The following is a 25,007-nucleotide window of genomic DNA, read 5'->3' on the forward strand; positions in this document are numbered from 1 at the left end:
CGCCTCTGACTTTGTTATAGTTGTAGCCCGTCCAACACCTGATCGAAGAATTGATCTTGGATATCGGCATGGTCAATCAAGTTGATCGCGAGATTGCCCAGATCAATTGTAACGCTATTGTCGGCATTCTGGGTGATGTGATCGTTGATCCAATCTGCCGTCGACATTCCATTCCCCAGAGCATCAAAGCTACGAAGATCAAGACGGTCATTTTCGACACCATCATGTGTGTAGTCAAACAACGTGTCGGTGCTGTTGTTTGCGTCTGACGTAAGGAAGACAAACCAGTCAGTGTCGGCACCACCCCAGATGTCGTCAGACCCTGTGCCAGACAAAACCTTATCACGGCCTTGGCCTGCATTGATCACATCGTCTCCGTGTCCGGCGTTGATGTAGTCACTGCCCTGGTCCCCATTGATAATATCATTGCCGTTGCCGCCGTAGAGTTTGTCTTTGTCATCCCCACCATTCAGCGTGTCATCGCCTGTGCCGCCCTTAAGAACGTCACGTTCGCCTTCACCTGACAACACATCGTCGCCAGAGCCGCCTATGATGTTGTCCACACCAGAACCGCCTGTCATGTTGTCATGACCGGACCCACCATTCATGGTGTTGTCGCCTGCGACATCGGACAACGTGTCGTTACCAGTGCTTCCGTTTAAAACATCGTCACCAGTCCCACCAATTAAGATGTCATCACCGATACCGCCGTTCAGTAGGTCGTCACCAGCACCGCCATCCAGCGTGTCAGCACCTGTGCCGCCCGCCAAATCATCAATGCCGTCGTCGCCTGACAATGCGTCGTCACCTGAACCGCCGATCAACTGATCATCGCCTTCGCCACCATGGACAACATCGCTTTCGGACCCCGAGGCAAGGACATCGTTCCCGGTCCCACCATTCAGCACGTCACTGCCGGAGCCACCATTCAGATTGTCGTTGCCAGTACCGCCATCAAGGGAGTCGTGACCAGAACCGCCATGCATGATATCGTTGCCAGCACCGCCAAAGAGCTCGTCGTTTTCCTCAGGCAGGAGGTTTCCGCCGGCATCGTAGCGGTTGCCGAACTCATCGTATGTGTAGATCTCGACTGGTGAGTTCTGAGTTGAATTTCCGCCAAAGAGCTCATCGTCTCCTTCGCCACCAATCAACGTGTCGTTGCCACTTTGACCTGCAATTGTGTCCTGGCCAATGCCGCCATCAGATTGATCTGCACCACTGCCATTTTCGATGACATCGTCATACGTTTCTTCTGAATTTGGTGCGATTGTTAGATCCAAATTCCGGATCAATACGGACGCACTGACATCAATTTCAGAAAATGGATCCATAGCACGTGGATCAGATGTACCGTCATTTGACGAAGAACGCGGACTGGTAGCAACCAACTCGAGGTGAGCCGTTTCGCTGCCAGCATCCATTACGACACGGTAGATGCCGCCAGCACTCGCTGTGGAATCGTTCATGTCGTGATCGCCACTATTGCCTGCCACATAAAAGTTGCCGTCGGCGTCTTGGATTGCGGCCCCAAACGTAATCGCTGGCACACCATCATGCATAACACCGTCGATTAATGTGCCAGTCACATCGTGCGTTTCGAACGTTGGCTCACCGCCATTGGCGACTTCTGACACGTTGATAACGTACATCGTCGATGTCGCACCTTCGCTTGTTGGGCGTGTCACACCCATGAAGCTTTGAGACGTTGCATCATAAGCAACATCCCAAAGTTGGTCGGTGATCATGTCCTTGGGAAACTTGAAAGTCTTGGTTGCGACATCACCGTTGGCATCTACCGAATTCACATCGATCATCGTAATGCTGTCCATGCTAGACTGGAAAGCCCACAGATTGCCGTTGGAGTCGAAATCACCCGTCCATGAACGGTAAGGCGTGGACCCAATCTTGTAGCTGTCGCCAGCCGCATCCAGCATTATGAGATCGGTTTTCTCAACGGCGTTTCCAAGACTGTCGACTCCGTTTCCGACGGCGAGGCCGTAGATCAGATTATCTTGGACGTTGAAACCAATCGCGTTCACTGTGACCGTCGCTGGGCTACCTGCTACGGTATAAGTGGCATCGACAGGATCAAAGACTTGCAAGGTGCCGTTGATGACCTGGTAGATGCCGGTTTGACCCTCTGCAAAGGTTTTGACCTCGACAGATTGGTTGCCAATTTCTTTGTTTTCCAAAGTGTAAAAGATTGGGCCATCGGTATTGACGACCGGGCCGGATGCGTTGGTGCTTTCTATCGAACGGAATGTGAGTTCACCCGGACCACCAGCACCTTGAAAGGAGATACCGTGCGCTGCAAAAGTTGCGCTGTTGGTGTCAAAGCTGTCGATGACCTCACCGTTCCACAAGACTTCGACGGCACCGCTGACGGATTGCGCGCCATAGTTTGCTGCAAGATCAAAATTGATCTCATATGCCTCACCCGGCTCTGTATCGATCACCTGTGTCATACTGGTGTGGCCACCGGCCTCTTCTTGAACAATCCATGCGCCAGATTCACCGTATTGCGTAAAACTCGAAGCGCCATCCGTGCCTGAGAGCAGGTTGCTCGTGGTAAAATCTCCAAAGACGACATCATTGCCGTCGCCAGATGTTATTGTGTCGTTGCCTGACAGACCCTGAACCAGGTCTGCGCCGTTCGTACCATCCAACACTTCGGACACATTGGTGCCGGTCTGTTGGTTTGTAGTTTGAGATGAATTCATGTTTTCCTCTTTAAGAACACTTCGGTGGAAGGAGGATTGGGGTTACCAACCGATCCCGTTGTAGTTTTGCTGTGGGTCAACTTTGGTGTTGATGCGGACCAAATCGATGACCGATTTTCCGTCTGCATCTTCGATCGCCTTGCGGTACAAATCGTTGGAGTGGGTCACGATCAATGTGTCGGCCGCGGCCACTACATCGGCGCAATCTGCGCGCATCATTGCAGGTAGATCGGTAGCCAAAGATTGTAGACCGGCACTACCGTGGCGGACATAAGCCAGCTGGCCTGCCAAAGGCGTTTCTGGGGTAATTGCGGGGTCGTGAACTACAACTTCGACGCCCTCAGCATGCAGCCTTGCAATCACTTCCAAGATTGGACTTTCACGCAGATCATCGGTTCCAGGTTTGAACGCTAATCCGAGCACACCAACACTCTTTGCGCCCGTTTCACGGACCATCTCAACCGCACGATCAATGTGGGTCGCGTTGGACACGCCAAGACTTTCGATCAGGGGGAGAGATACCCCTTGTTGTTTGGCGATATGTGCAACCGCGCGCACCTCTTTTGGCAAGCAAGAGCCACCAAAAGCAAAGCCGGGCTTAAGGTAATAAGGGGAGAGGTTTAGTTTCGTGTCTTGAACAAAAACGTCCATGACATCGTGGCTGTCGACACCCAAAGGTTTGCACAAACGACCAACCTCATTTGCAAAACAAACCTTCGTGGCGTGCCAAACGTTGTCGACATATTTCACCATTTCGGCAGTCTCGATCGAGGTGACAATTGGCTTTTCATCAATGGCTTCAAAGATGCGGGTCATGATGGCAGCGCTGCGGTTATCGTTGGTGCCGATAACGGTTTTTGACGGAGCATAGAAATCTGCGACCGCTACGCCTTCACGCAGGAATTCGGGGTTGAAGCAGACACCAAAATCAACGCCGGCTTTTTTGCCGCTGATTTCTTCGATGATTGGGGCCATAAATCCCATTGTGACACCCGGTGGGATCGAACAACGCATGACCACAACGTGAAAGTCATTTTTGCGCTTTAATCCGGCGCCAATCATGCGGGCAGCGACGTCGATATAACTGTGATCGCATCCGCCATCCGCAGCAGTTGGTGTACCCACCGAGACAAAGGTCAAATCTGTGTCAACGACAGCCTGCTCGAGGTCGTGAGTGGTGGCGATCAGGCCGTCATCGACACCTTGGCGCAGGAGCCGTTCCAAGTCGTATTCGTGAATAGGAGATTTCCCATTTGCGATGCAGGTGACTTTGGCCGGATCAATGTCTACGCCAATGACATGATGCCCCAAGTTGGAAAAACACGCGGTTGATACAGCGCCGACATATCCAAGACCGACAACACTGATGGAGGGTTTTGTGTCTACGACGTGCAGTGGAGCCAGGGCAGTTTGACCAAATAGATGGTCGTCGAATTGTGAGTGGATATCGAGCATGTGTTCATTCCTAACTTGTGACTAAACACTGTATATCCGTCTGATTTTATTGATTCTATTTCACCAAAGGCTAAAAACTGCATCCTCCGTATGCATGCACTATCCTTTGGCATAGGGGGGCTGTCCTTGCCGTTTAGGATGGCTTTTTGCAAAAAAAGGCGGCGCCCGAAGGCGCCGCTAAAGGTGGTGTGAGAGTGCTTATTGGTCTTGGTTTATGCAGCTTTGTCATCGGTCCGATCACGGGCATAAATATCCTCGTAACGAACGATGTCATCTTCGCCTAGGTAGGCACCAGTTTGCACTTCAATGAGGTGCAGCGGTACTTTTCCCGGGTTTTCCAACCGGTGGGTCGCACCAAGTGGAATGTATACGGATTGGTTTTCTGAGACGAGTTTTACATCCTCATCCACGGTTACATTCGCAGATCCAGCAACCACGATCCAATGTTCGGAACGGTGTACGTGGCTTTGCAAGGAGAGGGCCGCGCCAGGATGAACAACGATCTGCTTCACCTGGAATCTCTCGCCCAAAGATAGGGTTTCAAAGTAGCCCCACGGACGGTGATCTTTGGGGAACTGCTCGGCCTGTTTTGCCTTTTCTGCTTTCAACATTTTCACTGCAGTTTTAACGCTTTCGGACTTACTCATATCCGCAACAAGTACCGCATCGCCCATCGCGATGGCCGTGATGTTGCTCAGGCCAATTCCAACCAGTTGAACGCCGTCCGTCTCTGAGCGCAGCAAAGTGTTCTCACATTCGATCGCTGTTGTATTGCCATGCTCTACGACGCCATTCTCGTCGGCATCCCCAGTTTGCCAGACCGAAGCCCAACTGCCCAAATCAGACCAACCGCAGCTCAGCGGGATCACAGACAGCGATTCACAGGCTTCCATGATTGCGTAGTCAATCGAGATGTCTTCGGCAGTTTTGTATGGCGTTTCATCCAAGCGGTAGAAGTCTAGATCGTGGCGGGCACCTTCGACAGAGCGGCGCACAGGCATCATCAGACGTGGGCACAACACCTCAAATGCCTCAAGGATCTCAGCGACGCGGAACATGAAGATGCCGGCGTTCCAAAGATGACGGCGAGAAGCTAGAAACTCGTCGGCTAAGTCTTGCTCAGGCTTTTCTACAAAGGCTTTGAGCGGCTGTGCAAACGGCGCTGCGCTGCTGATGGGATCAAATAGTTCTAGGTAGCCATAGCCTGTCTCAGCGCGATTTGGGGTTACCCCGAACGTGATCAACTTACCGGCTTCGGCGGCTTGCTCACCGGCACGTACCGCTTGTTCGAACGCAGCCTCATCAGCAATCGCGTGGTCTGAGGGCATGACCAACATAATCGCGTTCGGCTGGTCCTGCAGGCTAAGTGCTGCGGCCAAGATTGCCGGGGCCGTATTGCGCGCTTCGGGTTCGATCATGATTGTTGGTTTGACAGCACCAGCCGTTTGAAGTTGCTCAGCCACGATAAAGCGGTAGTCGGTATTTGTGACGACGATTGGGTCTGCAATGCCGGCAGCCTGAACCCGCTTGATCGTTTGTTCAAACAGGCTGGTGTCGCCATTCAATTGCGCGAATTGTTTCGGGTAGCTTTTGCGTGACAAAGGCCAAAGGCGTGTTCCGCTGCCGCCCGCTAGAATTACTGGATAGATCATTGGTTAACTCCTAACACTCTCACATGTGACCGCACGTTCATCGATTGGCCTAACAATAAGGTTAGAGGTGTTGGAGAATTAATACGTGGCGCCACAAGGACAGTTTTGAGTCCAATGGAATGGACGATGTATTCAGAAGTATAGTTTACGAAATTCGAAACAAACCATTTTAATTTCAGCATGTTACCCGCCTAAAATAGATATGGAAGAGACAGTAGATCTATATAGATCGCCAGCCCAATCAGGAAGCCAATCACTGTCGTGACTAGCTGGAACATAGCCATCGAATTCTTGATTTTGTCGATTGTAGCCGTACCTCCACCCGAACTTTGGTTTCCGCGGTTTGACCATTTCTGTTTGCTTAAATGGAAGATCATATAGACCTTAACGCTCGCATTGATGATCTGGTTGAAATACAAAATGAAGGGCCAGGTGATGTCAGGTGCGCGCGCATAGCGAAACAAGAATAGGCAAAGAAACGTGCGGCTCAACACGATCCAAATCAAGCAATGAACGATGTACATTGGCTCTACAAATAGTGTGAGAATTGCCAATACTGGGCTGACCAACATCGTCCACATCGCGATGCGCTGATCTACTAAGCACCACCAAATGAATGGCTTGGCGACAAGCGGGCCAAGGGCAATTGCGCGCGATCCATTGCGCAACATGTTACCGGACCAACGGCGAAAGTTCTGGATCATTCGACCCGTACCCGACCCTTCGATCTGTTCGATCGTGTAGACACAGGCATCGGGTACATAGGTCATCTTGGCGCGCTTTGATAACAGGTAATACCAGGTGCTTTTGTCATCCCCGGACAAAAACCGGAAACGCCCCCACAGCCAATGATCCAAATGATCCGCTTCGATCGTGCGGATGAACTTTTCATCGATAATGTAGCGGGCGCGAAACACGCTCATCCGGCCAGTCAGGGTCAACACCCTGTCCGACATTGCATGGCTTTGCATAGCGAGACGCCGTTGAGCGAACCGCATGGACAGCCAGCTTTGGATCCACTGAGGGCCGTAGCAAATGACTTCTTCATTGGTGGTCAGCGCTTGCAAAATAGGATCAGCGCCAAACATCGAACAAGTTTTCTCCAGCACGTCGATGCCATAGACCGCATCACCGTCCATAAAGATTACAAGATCGTCCGGGCCGACATTTGCGCGGTTAATCGCACGCAAAATCATACCGATCGCCATGCGCTTTCCCGGTTGATTTTGGCGCAGGAAAACGATTTCTGCATCTACGTCCGCTCCATGGGTGCGCACGAAATCAGTGATTATTTCCTCGTCATATGACGATCCTGTTCCAATCCAAAGCGTTGTTGGAATCCCTTCGCGCCTGATCTGTCCGATGATGGATCCGATGACGCGTCGCGTGATTGCAGGCTCTTCAAAGTAGGTGGTCATCTGGATGTGCAAATGTCTTGGACGCCAACCAGATTGCCAAACCGCATTTGCCCGCGCCCTCATCTTGGGAAATTTGGTGCAAGAGAATATTTCGGCCCTTGCGGCGTGCGTGAACCACCAGCCAAAGCGCCAAATTCCGAGAGACCCGAGCACGAAAGTGATGTTGATCAAATCTGGGTCAAAAAAGTTATTTGGCCAAAACACCAATGCTGCAATCAGCATAGTGATCAAGACTGTGAATTGCGTAATTTTCCGAGGGGGCCATTTATCTAGCCCTTTGGGGGAAGGGCCAGCCAAACTGTGCAACCAGCCGTCCAGATGCTTTTCAAACGCATAAATCGATTTAGGTGCGTTCATCATTATCTCCAAACCAAGACGCAAAGAAGTCACGCTTCAGACGGATGCGGGCGGGGGCGTTGCGGCGGAACCATTTACGTGTCTTTTTGATGCCTGCGTCGTCGGCCTTGATCGTGATGACCATCCCGAACTTGTCAGGTTGTGCGATATCGGTGCCGGCCTGGATGTCAGTCACTTGTCCCTGGATGCGCTTGGATTGCCCTCGAAAAACGTAAGCAACATCTGCCGTCATGCCAATGTGCACGCTCGTGGCCATACTATCATCCACCCAACCGACAGCGATCCGCGGGGTATTATCCTCAATCTCTACGACCAAGTCATCGCGGGTCACGTAGCTGCCTTTGAGCGCATAGAGACCAAACACGGTGCCATCATATTTGGCACGTACAACCAGCTCATCTGCGGCGGCTTTACGGTGGCGTAACTCACGTTTCCAACGGCGCAGATCTAGGTCGCGTTCGTTGACTGCTTCTTGGTGCGTGCTGAGCATATCGAAATGCGTCAGGGCGTTGATGTCCCGGCGGCGGTCAAAGTCATACAGCGCGCGGCGGGCAGCCTCGATACTTTCAGGGTAGATCAGCAGGTGTGGGTCATTTTTCTGCCACGGCACCCAAAGCACTTGAAACCTTACCCAAAGGGCCGCGCGCAGGCCGCTACGTTGCAATATGTGTTGTGCAAGACGGTCTTGGGCTGTGCGCAAACGACGTTCGGCCAAGAGAACCTCAGCACGCACGTCTTCTACATCGCTTTCACGATCAGGATCTTCGATACGGGCCAGAATATCGCCGGGTTTAACCTGATCGCCAACGCTCACATTAATACGCGTGATATATCCTGATTCAGGAGCATCATATGTTGTGATTGGTGCCACAAAACGAGCGTGATCCAATTGAACGTGTGACAGGCGTTGCCAGATTTGGCCTCCTAGAAACAGCACCAAAAATGCTGCCGCAGCCATATAAAAGAAGGTATTCCAGATGATCCGTAGCGACCGGGGTTTGGCTTTGGCGCGCCCGGCAGTTTCTTCTTCTTCTGTTTCGCCCATTGGGACCAAATCAACCGGGGTATCGAGGCTAGAAATCATATCACCCGTCGACACCATCTGACCCGTCATTACACCCTTGTAGAACGTACCAAGTGTTTCGCGCTGGCGAACTGTCAGTTCATGAAAGGTGTAGTGCCCAGGTGTTTCCGTCTCATTCAGTCGCGCAGGAAAGGATACCTCAACGCCTTGGAAAGGTACTGACAGAATAACGTCACCGGACATGTCGTCTTGATCAGGATCAAGCCATACTCCAGCCAAAGACCAACGGTTTGCAATAACTTTGCATCCGTTCGCTTTGTTTAAATGCAACGGCGCTGTCACCGAAAAGGACAGATCCGGCATTGGACATTCATGACGAATGTTCATTGCATACTCCAGGTTAATACCGGCACGCCGGCGACTCTCACCCTGAAATAATATCTGTTAAGATTTTGTTTTGTTGGCACGCAGGGGTTCAGTCTGCTGTGCTGGCGTATAGGGCCCGCTATCCCAAAGTATAGGATTTAGCTTTGAGTGCAGATTGTGTGGCCGGCCATGCTGAAACGACGTCATCTACACATTTCATTACGCGCTTTTCATCACCAGCCTTCGCGGCATGCTCCAGTTCGCGCAAGAGGTTTTGGAAATGATGAGCGCCGATCATGCCAGAAGATCCAACAGATTTGTGCGTATCAGAGGCTAAGCTTAGCATATCCCCCTGCTGCAACAGCAAAGGGATTTGGGCAAGAAATGCGGTGATTTCAACTTCAAAACCTGAGACCAATCTCTGCAATAGATCTGATTTGAGAATTTGCTCGAGTTCAGAAAATGTCGCTGCATCGATCAAGATAATGTCTGATGAAACAATGCTAGCTTCTTGATAGGAAGAATTTGCTTGAACGACTGACAGCAACGCTTCAATCAAAGTGGATTGAGATATCGGTTTGTTCAAAACCGTATCCATTCCCGCAGCTATGAAGCGAGCTTGCTCATCGGGAAGTGCATGCGCGGTTAATCCTAAAATCTTGGCGTTTTGGTTGGGACCAACAGTGCTTCGAATGATCTCGGTGGCATCAACTCCGTTCATGACAGGCATGCTGACATCCATCAGAATCGCTGCGTACTCTCGTATCTGCGCAAGGTCTACCGCCTCTTGGCCATTGAGAGCCTCATACACAACCATCCCATTCAACTTCAGCATTTCACAAAAAATCAGCCGGTTGATTTCGTTGTCCTCAACCAACAAGATCTCTTGACCTTCGAGCGGCGTCACGTCGACTTCATGTTCGAACCGGGTGCTTTCTTGCTGTGGTGCTTCATCCATTTCAAATGGCAGTGACACGGTAAAGCTGGAGCCTTTGCCAGCGCTACTTTGCAACGAAATCGTACCACCCATCATGTCGATTAATTGTTTGCAAATTGCTAAGCCGAGACCCGCACCAGAGGCAAATCGATCGTAAGATCGCTCTTGGGTGTAGAAACGGTCGAAAACAAATGCCTGATCCTCTGCGTGAATTCCGACACCAGTGTCGATCACAGAAAACTCCAAAGTCATCTGGCCATCTTGATCCGCAAACGTGTTCGCGCGCAATGTTACGGTGCCGTTGGAGGTAAATTTCAGAGCATTGCTGATCAGGTTGTAAGTGACCTGTCGCATCCTACGCTCGTCCAATAGGACGGCACCCTTGGGCATCTTTTCCAGTTGTAGCTCAAGCACGTTGCATTGCGCATCCGCAGTCGCTTCATTCGCAGTAACCACATCTGAGAAAAACTGTGCCAGATCAAAACTGTCTTCGACTAGTTCCATCTTTTCCGCATCCATGCGCGACACATCCAACACATCGTTGACGTGGTGCAACAAGATGTCACCCGAGCGTTTGGCGATTTCCAGGAAACTGCGTTGTTTCTCTGTTACTTTGGAATTGCTCAAGAGTTCGAGTGTGCCAAAAATTCCATTCAAGGGTGTGCGCATTTCATGGCTCATGACAGCCAGAAAATTGGACTTCGCAGTTTCGGCGGCCAGTGCTTCGTCACGCGCCGATTTCAAATCCTGTTCGGCGGCCACGCGTTCAGTGATGTCGCGCAGATACGAGATGAAAATCGTACCCCGGTGATCTGCGGCCATGCCTATTGAAATCTCAACAGGGAATTCTTCACCAGATTTTCGCAGGCCCGTGATCTCGATCCGTCCCTTGCCAACCAGTCGCGCGTCTTGCGTCTTGTTGAACCGTGCCATCCCAGCTGTATGGGCTGCACGCAGGTGCTTGGGAACAATCAGATCGGTCATTTCCTGCCCGACAGCTTCACTTGCCGCAAAACCGAAAACGGCTTCTGCAGCTTCGTTGAATTCCAAAATGACGCCCTCTGTGTCGGCCACAACAATAGCATCTAAGGACACATCGAATGTTGATTTAAGACGGGCATTGGCTCTCACAACGGCATCAGATGCATCTTGGTGCAAGCGATGCTGACGGACGATCACAGTTAAAACGAATGCAAGAAACAAAATAGTCGCAAGACTTACAATCGCTGCAACGAACAATAACCGAGCCAGCGATTTTCGTTCGACATCGGAAGTCTCTGAACGCAGCCCAATGCCCGTTAAAGCAATGGCATGGGCCTCCTCGCGAATTCGTTTCAGTTCATCAATTAGAGGGTCCAAGTTGGCCAAGAGCGCGGCATCAGAGCTGTCGATGATTTTCGTTAACTTCGTTAAGCATCTTTCGAGCGTTTCGAGTTGACTACTAAAAACTGCATCCGTGCGCATCTGTGCAAACACAGGCGCATCACGCAACGTACTGGTTCGGCTGTATAGATTGTCGAAACGGCGGCGGATGTCAGATACATCGGTCGTTTCGGCCTGTGCAGTGAGTAAAGCCTCGTCCATCAGAATTAAGACGTCAACTTCGACCTGCGAGAGCGTCCAAGTTAAGTTGTCGCCCGGTGCCTCGCTTAGGTCGTCCATGCGCTGGGTAATGACGATGGCCAGTCCTGCCAGCAAAAATATACCGACGAGGATGACTGCCAGCGGTACTAAACGGCGCGCCTTATCATTCTTTTCAAACAAGATCTGAGCCCTTTTAGCGCCTATGGGCATTGTGATGCCCTAGTTAACCGACTCTATTCGATCCATCTGCCAGATTGAGCGCGAATAGATCACCTCTGTACGATATTTTGCATCGTCGTCGTAGGGGTAAACAATCCAAAGTGGGCCCTTGCCACGGGCCGACATTTCTGAACCGTTCATCAAGTAAGCGACGATAGGTGCGTCTGCTTCCAACCCGTCTGTCGGAATTTCTACCTTGTAGTCGTTTGATGCGATGGCCCCAATAGTGGCTCCTGTAGCCCCTGCGTAGTCCAATACATCGCTTAGGCTAACTCCGGTAAATTCAACGTCTCCTTCGACCCATATCGTAGAAGTAGTAAATACTTTGGTGCCCAGCGATTTAAGGATCTCTAGGTCCAGCGTTACGCTGCCATCCGGTGCTTCAGCTGTCTGATTGTTCAGGTCGCCTGAGATGGTCAACAGAACCTTACCCGTTGGGGCGGGCAGCGTGTCGGCCAAAGCAGGGAGTGAGGCGAACGAAAGAATGGCTACGGTGGCGCGAAAGGTGTTCATCAAGGACATCAAGTGCTCCGATCTAAAGGCAACTAAAATGGTGCTAACAGCCGTGCCTGAAAACACACACCACGCAGGGGTATAGCGGACTATACTTTGGTATAGCCCGCTACGATTTGAAACATAACAGTCAGTTGAAAAAGTGAATTTTTGCAACCACTTGCTTGCTCTCTTTTGGTAGGCGCAACTTGATGCGGGCAATCTGATCTGCAGGCATTCCACTCAAGGAAATTGTCCATTTGTTGCTGCGCAGCTCCGCTGATACTCGGTCTGTTTTAACCAGTTTTGTCCGTATTTTTCCACCATCGACATTGACTAACTCGACAATCAATTGACCTGAATTGATGTCACCGGTCTCAATCTCAAGACTACGTACGTCCGAGACCAGGAAGCTGTGATCAAGACCAACCCAATCTTTTCCGATATTGGCTTCTAATGTGCCAACCTGGGCTTGCTCGCCTGTCATTTGCAGCGCGCCCAAGATTTGGCGCAACCCATCAACGTAGGTCAGGGGCGCCGAGTACGGAGTTTCCCAGACGACTGTCTTGTAGCTTCCGTTTTTCAATGCACCAGTGCGGATGAACGCTTCCATTGATCCAACCAGACCGCCACCTGTGGCAGAAAAGTTGTCGACCGATGCATCCATCATGAACGCCAGAGCATCCGCAACTTGATAAGCGTCTCGCTGGTAACGGTCAGAAAAGCTGGTGCCCACCAATGCGATCTTATCTTTCACGGGAGCGTCACCTAGCAATGATTGCGCCGAACCCTCTTGGGCGTATTGTGGCGCAGATGCCGTTTCGATTGTAGGACGGGTCCCGCAAACCTCTTTTACCACACCAGCCAAAGACCCTTTTTCCTCATAGGTGGCGGTCGCGTTGATCCGCGCCACGCTGTCTTGGACAGATCCGTTGCGCATTGCTGCGTTTAGATGTGCTGCCGACAACGCCGCGCCCGTTGGTGTCCAATGTGTATCCCGAGCAAAGTAGAACTCTTCGGCTGTTGGACTATCCGCAATAACAGACAAATCAGGCGCAGTGATACCTGCAGAGTTTAGGGCCGCAATATAGGCGCTGAACCCAGTTTTGATTTCAGACAGGTCTACGTCATTGGGTAGCCCCATCGCATCGATTGCTTCGTCAGATGCGAACAAGGGCCTTGGCGGCGCGGCCATAACAACCAATTCAACACCGTGCTTGTCAAATTCCGCTTTAATATTTTGCCACATTGCAGTCGTTTCATCCGTAACGGCGTATTTATCCTTCAGCTGATCATGGCCGATAATCCAGCCCGTAGAAACGTCCGAATAGAACGGTCCACGTTTTTGATACTTCTTGGGCAGTTGATCTTGGATACCCAGGTCGGCGCAAAAAGGTGCCGCACTTGCCGGCGCTGCATATGCCATGGTCGCTGCAAGTATTAGATGTGTCAGTGTACGGTTCATTGGATCATTTCCTTGGATGTATAGCGCGAGGGAATTTCCCAAACGACGATTTTTGGAGGGGTGTCTTGGAATGTGTCGGAGGCTAAGAAAGCCACCATTGGAGCGAATGGGCCTTGGCCTTCAGATGCGAAATTCAGGACATCTGCCGCAAGGGCATCTTGTAAAAATCCAGTGAAGTTCCATTCGGGTTTGGCGCTAAAACTGGTCCCAACCAATGCAACGTCAACGTTCGCATCACCGAATAGACCGCCTGCCGCTTCCACGGTGGTTGTGTAAGTGGCGATCTGGTTTTGCTCGGGGCCGAAGACTTTGCGCAATGCTCCAGTAGGTACAAATTGCAGCAGGTCCCCGTCAAAATCTACTTTTGGTCCCTGCACTGTTGTGACCGTCGCAGGTGCTAGTTCGACATCCAAATTCTTAAGATGTGCTGCAACAATTTCGGCGACAGCACGGCTACCGGTTGGAGACCAATGTGTATCATCTTTGATGAACCCATTGGCCCGTAGATCGTTCGGACGCAGAGCATCGTAGGCATCCAGAGCCATCACATTTCTTGCGGCCAATAATGAAAAAAAATCTTTCCGACGTGTCTGCGTTTCAGCTGGGCGAGAAACCCGCAAATGCTTTGCGTACACATCTGCTTTGTCAGGGACAATCACAGGGATTAGCGTAATCCCCTTCCGCTTCAGGAATGCTTGAACACGCGCGATCTCAGTCGCAGACTGGGACATGTTTTCGTAAAAATCAGGGCTCACTTCGAACTCTTCCGACGTGAACAGCCAACCGTCCTTGCCAACAACAGCGCCCTGTTCTGCTTGCCCAAAAGCCGCATACTTAATAGTGCCCATGACCGATATTGACGCATCGTTCAGAGGGTTAGCCTCGGTAAAGCCTTTCTCGTAGATCGACTGCATTGCTCCGTCTATGACGCTGGTGTTTATGGCTGGCTTCTCCATCAGCATGTGTGCGCTAAGGCCAATTGCAGCCAAAAAATACAAGAATCCAACCGAAGCCATCATTTGAGTTTTTTCGTTAATCATTAACATGTCATGAACCTTAAAATTGGAAATACAGGAAAGGAGAGTGAGTTTGTGCGAGCAGGGCCATGCAGGCCATGACCATCAACGCAAAAGTAGAGGTAAGCTGCAAAGCTGCAGGTGTGTCTGTAGTCATCCCAGCCAAGCGTTGGCCGAAGACTGAGATCACACTGCCCAAGAGCAGGGCAACAATTTCTGTCGGTTGAATTTGCCAAGCCATCGAGGCCGACAAGGACCAGCCATTAAGTCCGATCATCCCTGCATACATATTGAATGCTTCTGTGACGGAGGCTGCGCGAAACATGACCCAACCAATCATCACAAGGGTCATTGTGAGCGGCCAGGCAATCAGTGCAGGCCAAACCTGGGTTTTGGATTTCGCTCCTAAAGCGCGCTCAAATGCCAACCAGATACCGTGCCATGCGCCCCACAAAATGAAGGTCCAGTTTGCGCCGTGCCACAATCCACCCAACAGCATTGTCATTGCTAAGTTGATGTAGGTGCGTGCAGCACCGCGGCGGTTGCCACCTAGTGGTAAATACAGATAGTCGCGCAACCACATAGAAAGGCTGATGTGCCAGCGGCGCCAGAACTCTGTGATCGATTGGCTGATGTAGGGGGCGTTGAAATTTTCGACGAACTGAAAACCAATCATCAGGCCCAGACCAATGGCCATCGATGAATAACCCGCGAAATCAAACAGCAGCTGGATGGAATAGGCCGATGCGCCCAACCAGCTCTCGGTCCCTGTTGGATTAGAGAGCGCAAATATCCGGTCGGCAAGAGGGGCAACATTGTCTGCGATCAGGAGTTTCATTGCCAACCCTTGGGCAAACCGGCTGATGCCTTGGACGAATTTTGCAGGCGTATGGGTACGGTTAGCGAACTGATCCGCCAAGTCTTTGTAGCGCAAAACCGGACCTGCAATAAGTTGCGGGAACAAAGAACCAAAAGCCAGAAAGTCGATCAGATTGCGGGCGGGTGGCGCGTCTTTGCGCGACACATCAATGATATAGCTGATTGATTGAAACGTGTGAAAGCTGATGCCGATCGGAAGGATGATTGCTGGGACGGTAATGTCAGCCCCACCCAAAGCAACGGACAAATCACTAAGACCTGACATCGCAAACATAGTGTATTTGAAATACCCGAGAACCGCCAAATCGAAGGCGACGCCAAGGCGAACGGCCCATGTTTTGATCGTGGTCGTGGTGGCGGTGTAAGCCACATATGCGGCTAAATAGCTAATCACCGACATGCCAAACACTACGGCCAAATAATCGAGCCGCCACCAGCCGTAGAAAGCGTAACTGCCTATCAAGATCACGACAGAACGAGCTGATTTTGGAGCGGCGTAATAAACAGTAAGAAACAAGGGCAAGAAGCCGAAGATAAAGATTGAACTAGAAAAAATCATGACATCGTCCCTTTTGAAAAATCGTTATTTGGCCAGGGGCGCAAATTGGTTTTCGATCAACCGCACACCATCTGCATCCGCCACAAAGCTGAGGTTCTGACCCCGGCGCAGAGACACATCAAAGGTCGCCAACGGTGCTTCTTGATCGGCTTCGAAAACACCTAAGCTGATGGCCACAGGATTGACTTCGCGCAGCGCAGAGGTGGTCGGCGCAACAGCTTCGAGCACTGCGACAGTCCCATCGGCCAAACGCAGTTCTAGCTGCGTGTCTGTGCCATTCACCAATAATAGAGCCACTTTGGATTGACGTGTCCGTGGACCTTCATCAATCGTTTGGAGCTCTCCATCAGCTGCGCGGAGCACAGATATGAAGCTGCCGGATGTGATGTTGCTCAGTTGGGATGCTGACACTGGGATGTATTTCCCGACTTCATCGGCAACCAAATCGAATGTGAAACCGGCAAACTCGGCGCTGTTTTGACCATCAAATCCGACAAAGCGCACAAAGCTTGCATCGTCAGGCAGCGCTTCGGCATACAAACTGTTGTCGTCGGCAAGGACTGGGGAGCAGGTTGAAAAGAAAGACATGCAAACTGCGGCGAACAGGGAGGGATTATTCATTTTGACAACCTTAAAAATATACGGATACACGCATGTAAATCCGTGTTGCAGAGGATTGATCGACATAGGCCGGACCGGGGGTAAAGCGGCCCGCACCGAACTCGATTTTAGATTTTTTGTTGGGGCGCCATGCTCCGGCAAGGCTGACTTCTGTGCCCAAGAAAGAGGAGCTACCGGTGGTCGCTCCGGACAACCTTGCGCTTGGACCAGTGGTTGATTTGGTGGGTTGTCCGTAGACGTGAAAACCCAAGTCCACTGACAGCATGCGAGAAGGGCGAATGCCGACAGCAACCGACCCAACGGCCAGGTTCGTCAGATCAGGGCGAAACACATAGCCGTAACGGTGGACCTGTGTTTGGCCGCTATTGTAGGTTTTGTTCTGGTGCAAACCGGATTGGCGGTAGCCATCGGAGCCAATTGCAAAGCCAGCCATCAGTTGTGGGTTTAACTTGCTTGAGCCCAACTTGTGGATCGTACGGAGATCAAACCCTATGCCCGCAGATTTGTCGTTGGCAGCATCACCAGCAACGGCACCGACATTAAGCTCAAAGGAAAACCGCTGCGAAACGGCAGCATTTGCATACCCCGCAAGGTGAACTCGATTTTCGTCACCGTCGTTTTCGATCAAAGCCAACGCGCCGTAGCGCAAATTGTTCTTTACGCGGCCGTGATGCGCAAACAAATAAGAAGCGCCTGGATCTTTGACCCCAGTGACGGCAGCTAGCTCTGTCACTCGTTTGTCTGTTCTATGTCCGAAGTGAACACCATCGACAGCCGCATCTGCGACCCATTTGTTCAAGTCAGAAAATCGCATGCGGCCAACCGTCAGGCGCGCTTGGTCGTTCACTTCAAAAGAGACAAGCGCTTCTTTTGTCCTCCAGCGTGTCGCCAAACTACTCGTGCCATCACGGGTGGTTTTAGACCGATAATCCAACTCACCATGGCCAAATGCGATTATGCCGTGACCCAAATCAACGCGCCCAACAAACCCCACATGTAGCGCATAGCTTTCTGTGCGGTCATCAACGTCATCGTCGCGGCGCCGGTTGCGCTCGCTTTGAAAACGAACGTTGGAATAGAGCGAATAAGACAAACGCTGCCCGACTTCGTGTTTGGTTCTTTTGCGTTTTTCAGCATTGAACACCGACGCAGCGGTCAGCACTTTGGCTTTCTTGGTGCCAGCTTCACTGGCTTGAGGTGTCAAAAAAACAGCACTTATAAGCGCCGCAGTGGCGAAACGCACAACCTTGTTACTCATCATCATTATCTCAGCTCTCACACTAAAAAGGATGAGTGATAACTACCGACTGAGGATGGTTTGGAGCAGACTGCCAAAGGTCTACAGATAGGGCAATTGGCCTAGCACGGCTATTCTTTGGGATAGGTGCAAGGTTATACTTGGTGTTCCCAACCGGCTTAAAAACTGACGGCCACGTTTGAGTATGTTTCGTTGGCAGGTGGCTTTTCAAATTGAACGTTGAGTAAAGTGCCGGCTCTTTCAGTGCTTTGCCTTTGTCAGACAGGCCTGTGAATCAAACCAACTCTCTTGTGTCAGATGTGTTCCTATCGGAAACACGCGTGCCTGCGTCGCTCTGCAAAACACCACTTTTGCCTAAAAAGCATGTGCCTTGCCTATTGCTGTTTTTGAAGTGCCTGCGTATTCCGAAAAGTGGGACACCCTTCCCCAACGAAGGGCGCTTATCTGGAAGGATAGCATCAATGGCTATGACAACACCCGGCACGCGGCCGGCAAATCCGCGTTTTTCTTCTGGCCCCTGTGCCAAACCCCCCACATATGATTTAGCAAAGCTATCGGGCGCGCCTTTGGGCCGAAGCCACCGCGCGGCTCCGGGCAAGGCAAAACTGCTCGAGGCGATTGAAGCAACGCGCGAGGTGCTGGGCATCCCTGCGGACTACCGCATTGGGATTGTGCCCGCCTCTGACACCGGCGCCTTTGAGATGGCGATGTGGTCGCTGCTGGGCGAACGCCCTGCCCAAATGGTCGCTTGGGAGAGCTTTGGCGCGGGCTGGGTCACAGATGTGGTCAAACAGCTCAAGATCGACGCAACCACCCACACCGCTGAGTACGGCGAGATCGTGGACATGGCGGCGCTCAACTATGACAATGACGTTTGTTTTACGTGGAACGGCACGACGTCTGGCGTGCGGATGCCACATGGCGACATGATCTCAATAGATCGCGCTGGGCTAACCCTGTGTGATGCGACATCTGCTGCATTTGCGATGGATTTGCCCTGGGACAAACTAGATGCGACGACCTTCTCTTGGCAAAAAGTGTTGGGTGGTGAAGCTGCCCATGGCGTGCTGGTCCTTAGCCCCCGCGCTGTAGAACGGCTGGAAAGCTATACGCCTGCTTGGCCGATGCCAAAGATCTTTCGACTGACCAAAGGTGGAAAGTTGATCGAGGGCATTTTTAGGGGCGAAACAATCAACACGCCTTCAATGCTTTGCGTCGAAGATTACCTCTTTGCGCTGGATTGGGCCAAATCGGTTGGCGGCCTAGAAGGCATGATTGCTCGGGCCGATGCCAATGCAAGCGCCATCACCGAGTTTGTAAATGAGCACAACTGGATTGAGTTTCTTGCCGTTGATCCGGCAACCCGGTCCAACACATCTGTCTGTCTGAAGTTCAATGATGACCGGATTGTAGATGGTGGTGCCTTTGCAAAAGCGGTGGCCAAGCGCCTCGCGGATGAAGATGTTGCACTCGATATCGGTGCATATCGTGACGCGCCAGCCGGTCTGCGGATATGGTGTGGTGGCACGGTAGAGACTGCCGATATCGACGCAATGTTGCCATGGCTAGCTTGGGCTTTTGAAGCAGAAATCAACGCCTAGGAAGCGGTGGGCAGATTGCCCACCCAACCCGACTTTTCCCAAATTATATGGCAGGCATTTGCCTGCTGCCCCTTCGATAAAGGACCACCGACATGGCCCCCAAAGTACTTATCTCCGACAAACTATCCGCCGCTGCCGTCCAGATCTTTAAGGACCGCGGCATTGATGTCGATTTTCAACCCGATCTAGGCAAGGATAAAGACAAGCTCGCCGCGATCATCGGGAACTACGACGGGCTCGCGATCCGCTCGGCCACCAAAGTAACGGACAAGATTTTGGCGAACGCGCCAAACCTGAAGGTTATCGGGCGTGCCGGGATCGGGACGGATAACATCGACAAGGACGCCGCCTCTAAACAGGGGGTGATCGTTATGAACACGCCCTTCGGCAACATGATCACCACAGCCGAACACGCCATCGCAATGATGTTTGCCGTAGCACGACAGATCCCCGAAGCCTCTACATCGACCCATGCTGGCAAATGGGAAAAATCCAAATTTATGGGCGTCGAGCTGACGGGCAAGACGCTTGGCGTGATCGGTGCCGGCAATATTGGTGGGATCGTTTGCGACCGAGCGCGCGGCCTCAAGATGAAGGTGGTTGCCTATGATCCCTTCCTTGGCGATGAAAAAGCTCAGAAGATGGGTGTCGAAAAGGTCGAGCTGGAAGAACTACTGGCGCGGGCTGACTTCATCACATTGCACGTGCCCTTCACCGAGCAGACCGCCAATATCCTCAGCCGCGAAAATCTAGCCAAAACCAAAAAAGGCGTGCGCGTGATCAACTGTGCCCGTGGTGGATTGGTTGACGAAGAAGCATTGGCAGAGCTGCTGGCGTCGGGCCATGTGGCCGGTGCTGCCTTTGACGTTTTTGCCAAAGAGCCCGCTACTGAAAACCCACTTTTCAATCTGCCGAACGTCGTCTGCACGCCGCATCTTGGTGCCGCAACCACAGAGGCCCAGGAAAACGTCGCTCTTCAGGTTGCTGAGCAGATGTCAGATTATTTGCTCACAGGTGCCGTGAGCAATGCGCTGAACATGCCGTCGGTGACTGCCGAAGAGGCCGCGGTGATGGGCCCGTGGATTAAACTGGCCGGACATCTGGGTGCATTTATTGGCCAGATGACCGACGAGCCAATCAAGGCGATCAACATTCTTTATGATGGGGCCGTGGCAGAAATGAACTTGGCGGCGCTCAACTGTAGCGTTGTTGCCGGCATCATGAAGCGGGCAAATCCAGATGTGAATATGGTCAGTGCACCCGTTGTTGCCCGCGAAAAAGGCATTCAGATCAGCACGACAAACCAAGACAAATCTGGCGTCTTTGACGGGTATATTAAGGTAACGGTTGTCACCGACAAGCGCGAGCGTTCGGTCGCGGGGACCGTGTTCTCGGACGGCAAGCCACGGTTCATCCAGATCAAAGGCATCCAGGTTGACGCAGAAATTGGCGCTCATATGCTTTATACCACTAACGAAGACATTCCCGGTATCATCGGTATGCTTGGCCAAACTATGGGCGAAAATGGCGTGAACATCGCCAACTTTACTCTTGGTCGTGCTGGCGTGCAGGGCGAAGCGATTGCCCTACTTTATGTAGACGAAGCCGTCCCAGCCCCGGTGATCAAAAAGCTTCAAGACACGGGCATGTTCACACAGGTCAAACCGCTCCAGTTTGAACTGGCATAGGCGTCCTCGCCTGTTACATCTTGCAGCGCGGCCTTCGGGTGGCGCTGTTTGCCTATAAGGACTGCACATCATGACCAACGCTATCTATGCCATCGGTGATATCCACGGCCAACTTTCGCAGTTGGAGCGGGTGCTAGGGCTGATTGAAAAAGACGGCGGCAGGGATGCTCAGATCGTTTTCTTGGGCGACTACACCGATCGCGGCCCCAAAAGCCGCGACGTGCTGGATGTGTTGATCGAAGGGAGAGATGCTCAGCGGAATTGGACCTTTTTGAAGGGTAACCACGACCGTATGTTTGAGTGGTTTCTTGAAAGCCCGCTGCGCCATGACCCTTTCTTGATGGTTGAGCTTTATTGGCTGCATCCCCGGCTTGGCGGCGACACGACGCTCGTGTCTTACGGTGTTGATGCTAGCGGACGGAGACGTGAAAAAGATGTGCACCGCGACAGCCTTGAAGCGATCCCAAAAAAACACATCGCCTTTCTGAATGAGTTGAAGCTTAGCCATGCCGTCGAGGATTTGATGTTCGTTCATGCGGGCATTCGTCCCGACGTCGCTTTAGATGCTCAAATCGAGGAAGACTTGCTTTGGATCCGACAAGAATTTCATGACCACTTGGGTTCTCACCCCAAGCTGATTATCCATGGCCACACGCCCGTTGACGCAGCTACGCACTATGGCAACCGGGTAAATCTGGACACAGGGGCGGGGTACGGAAAACCGCTGACAGCCGCAGTCTTCGAGGGCGGCCAGTGCTGGCAGCTTACGGATCGCGGTCGGGTTTTGCTTGATCAGGAAGCCCAATAGGGCGCAGCCACCACGCGAGCCAAACCAAGGCCCAAAATAGTGCGCCCAAGCCATGCGCAGATAGTGTTCCTGGCCCGGTGAACGTCACAATCCCCAATAGAGCATCCAACGTCGGTGGCGCACCAATCACGATCTGCGCTGGCAACCCATCGAAAATCATTTGGTAGTAGGCGTAGTAAGCTTGCGGCGAGACCCATGCAAAGAGCGAAAATAAAAGTGTCGCAGTGGCGAGCCGAACAGTCCCACGCTTCTTGCGCATTACTGCGATCGCAATCCCCAAAACGAGTAGGATCAAAACTGCTGTAAGGGTAAGCAGCCCCATTCTTTGTGCGAGGCTTAGCGTGTAAAATGAGTCTTCTGCATACATCCCGCAATCTTGGCGCTATTTGGGTTCTACCGCCAGCGGTTCCGACAAAAACCGTTCTGCAAAGCCGCCTACTCTGACACCATTCAGCTGTGGCACGGATATTGCCTGTGCGGGCCCCAGATCAGTTCGGTTAAAGGAAGTACGTTGAGCTCGAATTGGTACGGATTTCAGGAGCTGGGACCTATGGCGTAGATCCATCCTTGATGGTCAGGCTGAGGTCCAATCCAAAACCACTTTGCCTGACTGGCCTGATTTCATCGCCGCAAAGCCCTGCTCGAATTCATCCACTCCAAAACGGTGGGTTATGATCTTGGACACGTCCAACCCGTTCTCAAGCATGGCAATCATCTTGTACCAAGTCTCAAATATCTCGCGGCCATAGACACCCTTTATGGTAATCGCTTTGAAAACAATGCGGCTCCAGTCGACAGGGGACTTGCCGGGGGGAATGCCAAGCATCGCGATCCGACCCCCCATCGTCATCGCCTCGACCATCTGATCAAGCGCCTGCTGATTGCCTGACATCTCAAGGCCCACGTCAAAGCCCTGCTTCATTTTCAGACGTGGAATGACATCTGATAATTCTTCTTCAGCGACATTAACGGTGATCACATCAGCAACCCGTGCAGCCAGTGCAAGGCGGTCAGGATTTACATCCGTTATCACCACATGCCGCGCGCCCACATGTCGGGCAACTGCTGCTGCCATTATGCCGATGGGCCCAGCGCCAGTAATCAGCACATCCTCGCCCACAAGATCAAAGCTCAGTGCAGTGTGAACAGCATTGCCAAGCGGATCCAGGATCGCCCCAATGTCATCGGAAATCTCGTCGGGCAAAGGCACGACGTTGAAAGCTGGCAGGCGGAGGTACTGCGCAAAAGCCCCCTGCTCGTTCACGCCAATACCCCGCGTCGCAGGATCGAGGTGGAACTTACCCGCCCGGCTTTGCCGTGAGTTTTTGCCAATCAAATGACCTTCCCCAGAACAACGCTGACCTAGGCTTAGATCTTTGACGTTTGCGCCCAATTCAACAATCTCACCAGCAAATTCGTGACCAGTAATCAGGGGAACTGGGACAGTCTTCTCAGCCCATTCATCCCAATTCCATATGTGAATGTCGGTGCCACAAATGCCCGTTTTGTTGATCTTGATCAGCACATCATCCGGGCCAATTTCGGGCACTGGTGCATGGGTCATCCACAAGCCTTCTTTGGCGTGCAACTTAGCCAGTGCTTTCATTTCATTGCTCATGACACGACCCCGCACGCGCGACCCGCTACGCCGAAGGCATCCAGCGCGCGATCCAGTTCTTCTCGGGTCAATGCGGCGTTCATCTGGGTCCTAATCCGCGCCTGACCCCGTGGGACAACTGGGAAAAAGAAACCTGAGACATAGACGCCTTCGTCGAACAAGCGGGCGGCCATGTCCTGCGCCAATTGCGCTTCGCCTAACATGACAGGCACAATTGGATGCTCGCCCGGTAACAAATTGAAGCCCAACGCCTGCAAGCCACTGCGCCAATACCGGGTGTTCTCAAAAAGCCTCTCGCGCAGGGCATCGCCCTGCTCAACCAGTTCCAGCGCTTTGATACCCGCCATGACGATGGAGGGCGGGAGTGAATTCGAAAACAGATAGGGCCGCGCACGTTGGCGCAAAAGATCAATCACGGGCTGCGGTCCAGCAATATAACCGCCGATCGCGCCGCCCAGCGCTTTGCCCAAAGTGCCGGTAAGGATATCCACCTCAACCCCGTTGTGAGCTGGTGTACCTGCGCCCTTGGGACCCATAAAACCGGTGGCGTGGCAGTCATCGACCATAACCATCGCATCGTATTTCTTTGCCAGCGCCGTGATTTCCGGCAGCTTGGCCAAATATCCGTCCATCGAAAACACGCCATCGGTCGCGATCATGATGAACCGCGCACCGCCCTCCCGTGCGTTCTTTAATTGGCCTTCAAGGTCGGTCATATCGCTGTTTGCGTAGCGAAAGCGTTTGGCTTTGCACAAACGAATGCCATCAATGATTGATGCATGGTTCAAGGCGTCTGAAACAATTGCATCCTCGGGCCCTAACAGCGGCTCAAACAACCCAGCGTTGGCGTCAAAACACGCTGCAAAGAGGATGCTATCGTCCTTGCCCAGGAATGCCGCCAGCCTTTGCTCAAGTGTTCGGTGAATATCTTGGGTGCCGCAGATGAAGCGGACTGATGCCATACCGAAGCCTCTAGGATCCATCGCATCTTTTGCGGCCGCGATCAGCTCGGGATGGTCGGCAAGCCCAAGGTAGTTGTTCGCGCATAGATTTATGACCGAACGGCCTCCCACTGTGACCTCGCCACCTTGAGGGGAGGTGATGAGGCGTTCGCGTTTCATCATGCCCTCCGCATCAATTTGAGCCAAGGTATCGGTGATATGGCTGAGATAGGCTTGTGTCATGTGAACGCTCCCTTTCGGAGAGAGCTACCATAGCTTAGGTGATTCCGGAATGAGAAATTTCCATCATCACGGAATGTTTCCACTAT

General features: G+C 52.1%; 18 protein-coding genes. 3 read left to right on the forward strand and 15 right to left on the reverse strand.

Annotation, left to right across the window (positions count from 1 at the left end; genetic code table 11):
• Positions 1–14 precede the first annotated feature (14 nt).
• The 12 genes from C1J03_RS26010 to C1J03_RS23235 all read right to left on the reverse strand — a co-directional run bounded on the left by C1J03_RS26010 (position 15) and on the right by C1J03_RS23235 (position 18,028).
• A complete protein-coding gene (locus C1J03_RS26010) occupies positions 15–2,720 on the reverse strand; it encodes a calcium-binding protein (protein ID WP_114888742.1) in 2,706 nt (901 codons plus the stop codon).
• Between the two features lie 42 nt (positions 2,721–2,762).
• Positions 2,763–4,175, reverse strand: a complete 1,413-nt coding sequence (locus C1J03_RS23185; protein WP_114888743.1) for a nucleotide sugar dehydrogenase — start codon at positions 4,173–4,175, stop codon at positions 2,763–2,765.
• Positions 4,176–4,387: 212 nt separating this feature from the next.
• On the reverse strand, positions 4,388–5,827 hold the full coding sequence (locus C1J03_RS23190) for a mannose-1-phosphate guanylyltransferase/mannose-6-phosphate isomerase (RefSeq protein ID WP_114888744.1): 1,440 nt from the start codon (positions 5,825–5,827) through the stop codon (positions 4,388–4,390).
• Between the two features lie 191 nt (positions 5,828–6,018).
• Positions 6,019–7,605 carry a glycosyltransferase gene (locus C1J03_RS23195; protein ID WP_254694140.1) on the reverse strand — a complete coding sequence of 529 codons (1,587 nt, stop codon included), beginning with the start codon at positions 7,603–7,605 and terminating at the stop codon, positions 6,019–6,021.
• Complete coding sequence (locus tag C1J03_RS23200; RefSeq protein ID WP_114888746.1) at positions 7,589–9,013, reverse strand: HlyD family secretion protein; 1,425 nt, start codon at positions 9,011–9,013, stop codon at positions 7,589–7,591. Before C1J03_RS23200 ends, C1J03_RS23195 begins: the two co-directional genes overlap by 17 nt.
• 118 nt (positions 9,014–9,131) lie before the next feature.
• Positions 9,132–11,693 carry a hybrid sensor histidine kinase/response regulator gene (locus C1J03_RS23205; RefSeq protein WP_162798645.1) on the reverse strand — a complete coding sequence of 854 codons (2,562 nt, stop codon included), beginning with the start codon at positions 11,691–11,693 and terminating at the stop codon, positions 9,132–9,134.
• 39 nt (positions 11,694–11,732) lie between these two features.
• Positions 11,733–12,254: a molybdopterin-dependent oxidoreductase gene (locus C1J03_RS23210; protein WP_254694141.1), complete on the reverse strand. Its 522-nt coding sequence runs from the start codon at positions 12,252–12,254 to the stop codon at positions 11,733–11,735.
• A 121-nt stretch (positions 12,255–12,375) separates the two neighbouring features.
• Complete coding sequence (locus tag C1J03_RS23215) at positions 12,376–13,689, reverse strand: alginate O-acetyltransferase AlgX-related protein (protein ID WP_114888748.1); 1,314 nt, start codon at positions 13,687–13,689, stop codon at positions 12,376–12,378.
• Positions 13,686–14,735, reverse strand: a complete 1,050-nt coding sequence (locus C1J03_RS23220; protein ID WP_114888749.1) for an alginate O-acetyltransferase AlgX-related protein — start codon at positions 14,733–14,735, stop codon at positions 13,686–13,688. Before C1J03_RS23220 ends, C1J03_RS23215 begins: the two co-directional genes overlap by 4 nt.
• Positions 14,736–14,745: 10 nt before the next feature.
• Positions 14,746–16,143: an MBOAT family O-acyltransferase gene (locus C1J03_RS23225; protein WP_114888750.1), complete on the reverse strand. Its 1,398-nt coding sequence runs from the start codon at positions 16,141–16,143 to the stop codon at positions 14,746–14,748.
• A 24-nt stretch (positions 16,144–16,167) separates the two neighbouring features.
• Positions 16,168–16,764 carry an alginate O-acetyltransferase AlgF gene (locus C1J03_RS23230; RefSeq protein ID WP_162798646.1) on the reverse strand — a complete coding sequence of 199 codons (597 nt, stop codon included), beginning with the start codon at positions 16,762–16,764 and terminating at the stop codon, positions 16,168–16,170.
• 10 nt (positions 16,765–16,774) lie between these two features.
• The gene (locus C1J03_RS23235; protein WP_114888752.1) at positions 16,775–18,028 is read right to left on the reverse strand and encodes an alginate export family protein; all 1,254 of its coding nucleotides are present in this window, start codon (positions 18,026–18,028) and stop codon (positions 16,775–16,777) included.
• 455 nt (positions 18,029–18,483) lie between these two features.
• On the opposite strand from C1J03_RS23235, the gene C1J03_RS23240 reads away from it, so the two are divergent.
• From C1J03_RS23240 to C1J03_RS23250, 3 genes are all read left to right on the forward strand, one after another.
• Positions 18,484–19,623 carry a phosphoserine transaminase gene (locus C1J03_RS23240; RefSeq protein WP_114888753.1) on the forward strand — a complete coding sequence of 380 codons (1,140 nt, stop codon included), beginning with the start codon at positions 18,484–18,486 and terminating at the stop codon, positions 19,621–19,623.
• A 92-nt stretch (positions 19,624–19,715) separates the two neighbouring features.
• Positions 19,716–21,311: a phosphoglycerate dehydrogenase gene (gene serA / locus C1J03_RS23245; RefSeq protein ID WP_114888754.1), complete on the forward strand. Its 1,596-nt coding sequence runs from the start codon at positions 19,716–19,718 to the stop codon at positions 21,309–21,311.
• A gap of 70 nt (positions 21,312–21,381) precedes the next feature.
• Positions 21,382–22,119: a metallophosphoesterase family protein gene (locus tag C1J03_RS23250; protein WP_114888755.1), complete on the forward strand. Its 738-nt coding sequence runs from the start codon at positions 21,382–21,384 to the stop codon at positions 22,117–22,119.
• On the opposite strand, the gene C1J03_RS23255 is transcribed toward C1J03_RS23250, so the two are convergent.
• The 3 genes from C1J03_RS23255 to C1J03_RS23265 form a co-directional block, all read right to left on the reverse strand.
• The gene (locus C1J03_RS23255) at positions 22,076–22,486 is read right to left on the reverse strand and encodes a hypothetical protein (RefSeq protein WP_114888756.1); all 411 of its coding nucleotides are present in this window, start codon (positions 22,484–22,486) and stop codon (positions 22,076–22,078) included. The two genes, C1J03_RS23250 and C1J03_RS23255, sit on opposite strands and share 44 nt — an antisense overlap.
• Before the next feature lie 207 nt (positions 22,487–22,693).
• Positions 22,694–23,737 (reverse strand): L-threonine 3-dehydrogenase, encoded by a 1,044-nt coding sequence (tdh, locus tag C1J03_RS23260; RefSeq protein WP_114888757.1) that lies wholly within the window; start codon positions 23,735–23,737, stop codon positions 22,694–22,696.
• The gene (locus tag C1J03_RS23265) at positions 23,734–24,921 is read right to left on the reverse strand and encodes a glycine C-acetyltransferase (RefSeq protein WP_114888758.1); all 1,188 of its coding nucleotides are present in this window, start codon (positions 24,919–24,921) and stop codon (positions 23,734–23,736) included. Before C1J03_RS23265 ends, tdh begins: the two co-directional genes overlap by 4 nt.
• Positions 24,922–25,007: the final 86 nt, after the last annotated feature.

Source organism: Sulfitobacter sp. SK012, assembly GCF_003352085.1.
Lineage (GTDB): Bacteria > Pseudomonadota > Alphaproteobacteria > Rhodobacterales > Rhodobacteraceae > Sulfitobacter.

Bases quoted from the DNA above. Each gene is read 5' to 3' on its own strand.
- C1J03_RS26010 (WP_114888742.1), bottom strand. From the start codon at position 2,720: ATGAATTCATCTCAAACTACAAACCAACAGACCGGCACCAATGTGTCC.
- C1J03_RS23185 (WP_114888743.1), bottom strand. From the start codon at position 4,175: ATGCTCGATATCCACTCACAATTCGACGACCATCTATTTGGTCAAACT.
- C1J03_RS23190 (WP_114888744.1), bottom strand. From the start codon at position 5,827: ATGATCTATCCAGTAATTCTAGCGGGCGGCAGCGGAACACGCCTTTGG.
- C1J03_RS23195 (WP_254694140.1), bottom strand. From the start codon at position 7,605: ATGATGAACGCACCTAAATCGATTTATGCGTTTGAAAAGCATCTGGAC.
- C1J03_RS23200 (WP_114888746.1), bottom strand. From the start codon at position 9,013: ATGAACATTCGTCATGAATGTCCAATGCCGGATCTGTCCTTTTCGGTG.
- C1J03_RS23210 (WP_254694141.1), bottom strand. From the start codon at position 12,254: ATGTCCTTGATGAACACCTTTCGCGCCACCGTAGCCATTCTTTCGTTC.
- C1J03_RS23215 (WP_114888748.1), bottom strand. From the start codon at position 13,689: ATGAACCGTACACTGACACATCTAATACTTGCAGCGACCATGGCATAT.
- C1J03_RS23220 (WP_114888749.1), bottom strand. From the start codon at position 14,735: ATGTTAATGATTAACGAAAAAACTCAAATGATGGCTTCGGTTGGATTC.
- C1J03_RS23225 (WP_114888750.1), bottom strand. From the start codon at position 16,143: ATGATTTTTTCTAGTTCAATCTTTATCTTCGGCTTCTTGCCCTTGTTT.
- C1J03_RS23230 (WP_162798646.1), bottom strand. From the start codon at position 16,764: ATGAATAATCCCTCCCTGTTCGCCGCAGTTTGCATGTCTTTCTTTTCA.
- C1J03_RS23235 (WP_114888752.1), bottom strand. From the start codon at position 18,028: ATGATGATGAGTAACAAGGTTGTGCGTTTCGCCACTGCGGCGCTTATA.
- C1J03_RS23240 (WP_114888753.1), top strand. From the start codon at position 18,484: ATGGCTATGACAACACCCGGCACGCGGCCGGCAAATCCGCGTTTTTCT.
- serA (WP_114888754.1), top strand. From the start codon at position 19,716: ATGGCCCCCAAAGTACTTATCTCCGACAAACTATCCGCCGCTGCCGTC.
- C1J03_RS23250 (WP_114888755.1), top strand. From the start codon at position 21,382: ATGACCAACGCTATCTATGCCATCGGTGATATCCACGGCCAACTTTCG.
- C1J03_RS23255 (WP_114888756.1), bottom strand. From the start codon at position 22,486: ATGTATGCAGAAGACTCATTTTACACGCTAAGCCTCGCACAAAGAATG.
- tdh (WP_114888757.1), bottom strand. From the start codon at position 23,737: ATGAGCAATGAAATGAAAGCACTGGCTAAGTTGCACGCCAAAGAAGGC.
- C1J03_RS23265 (WP_114888758.1), bottom strand. From the start codon at position 24,921: ATGACACAAGCCTATCTCAGCCATATCACCGATACCTTGGCTCAAATT.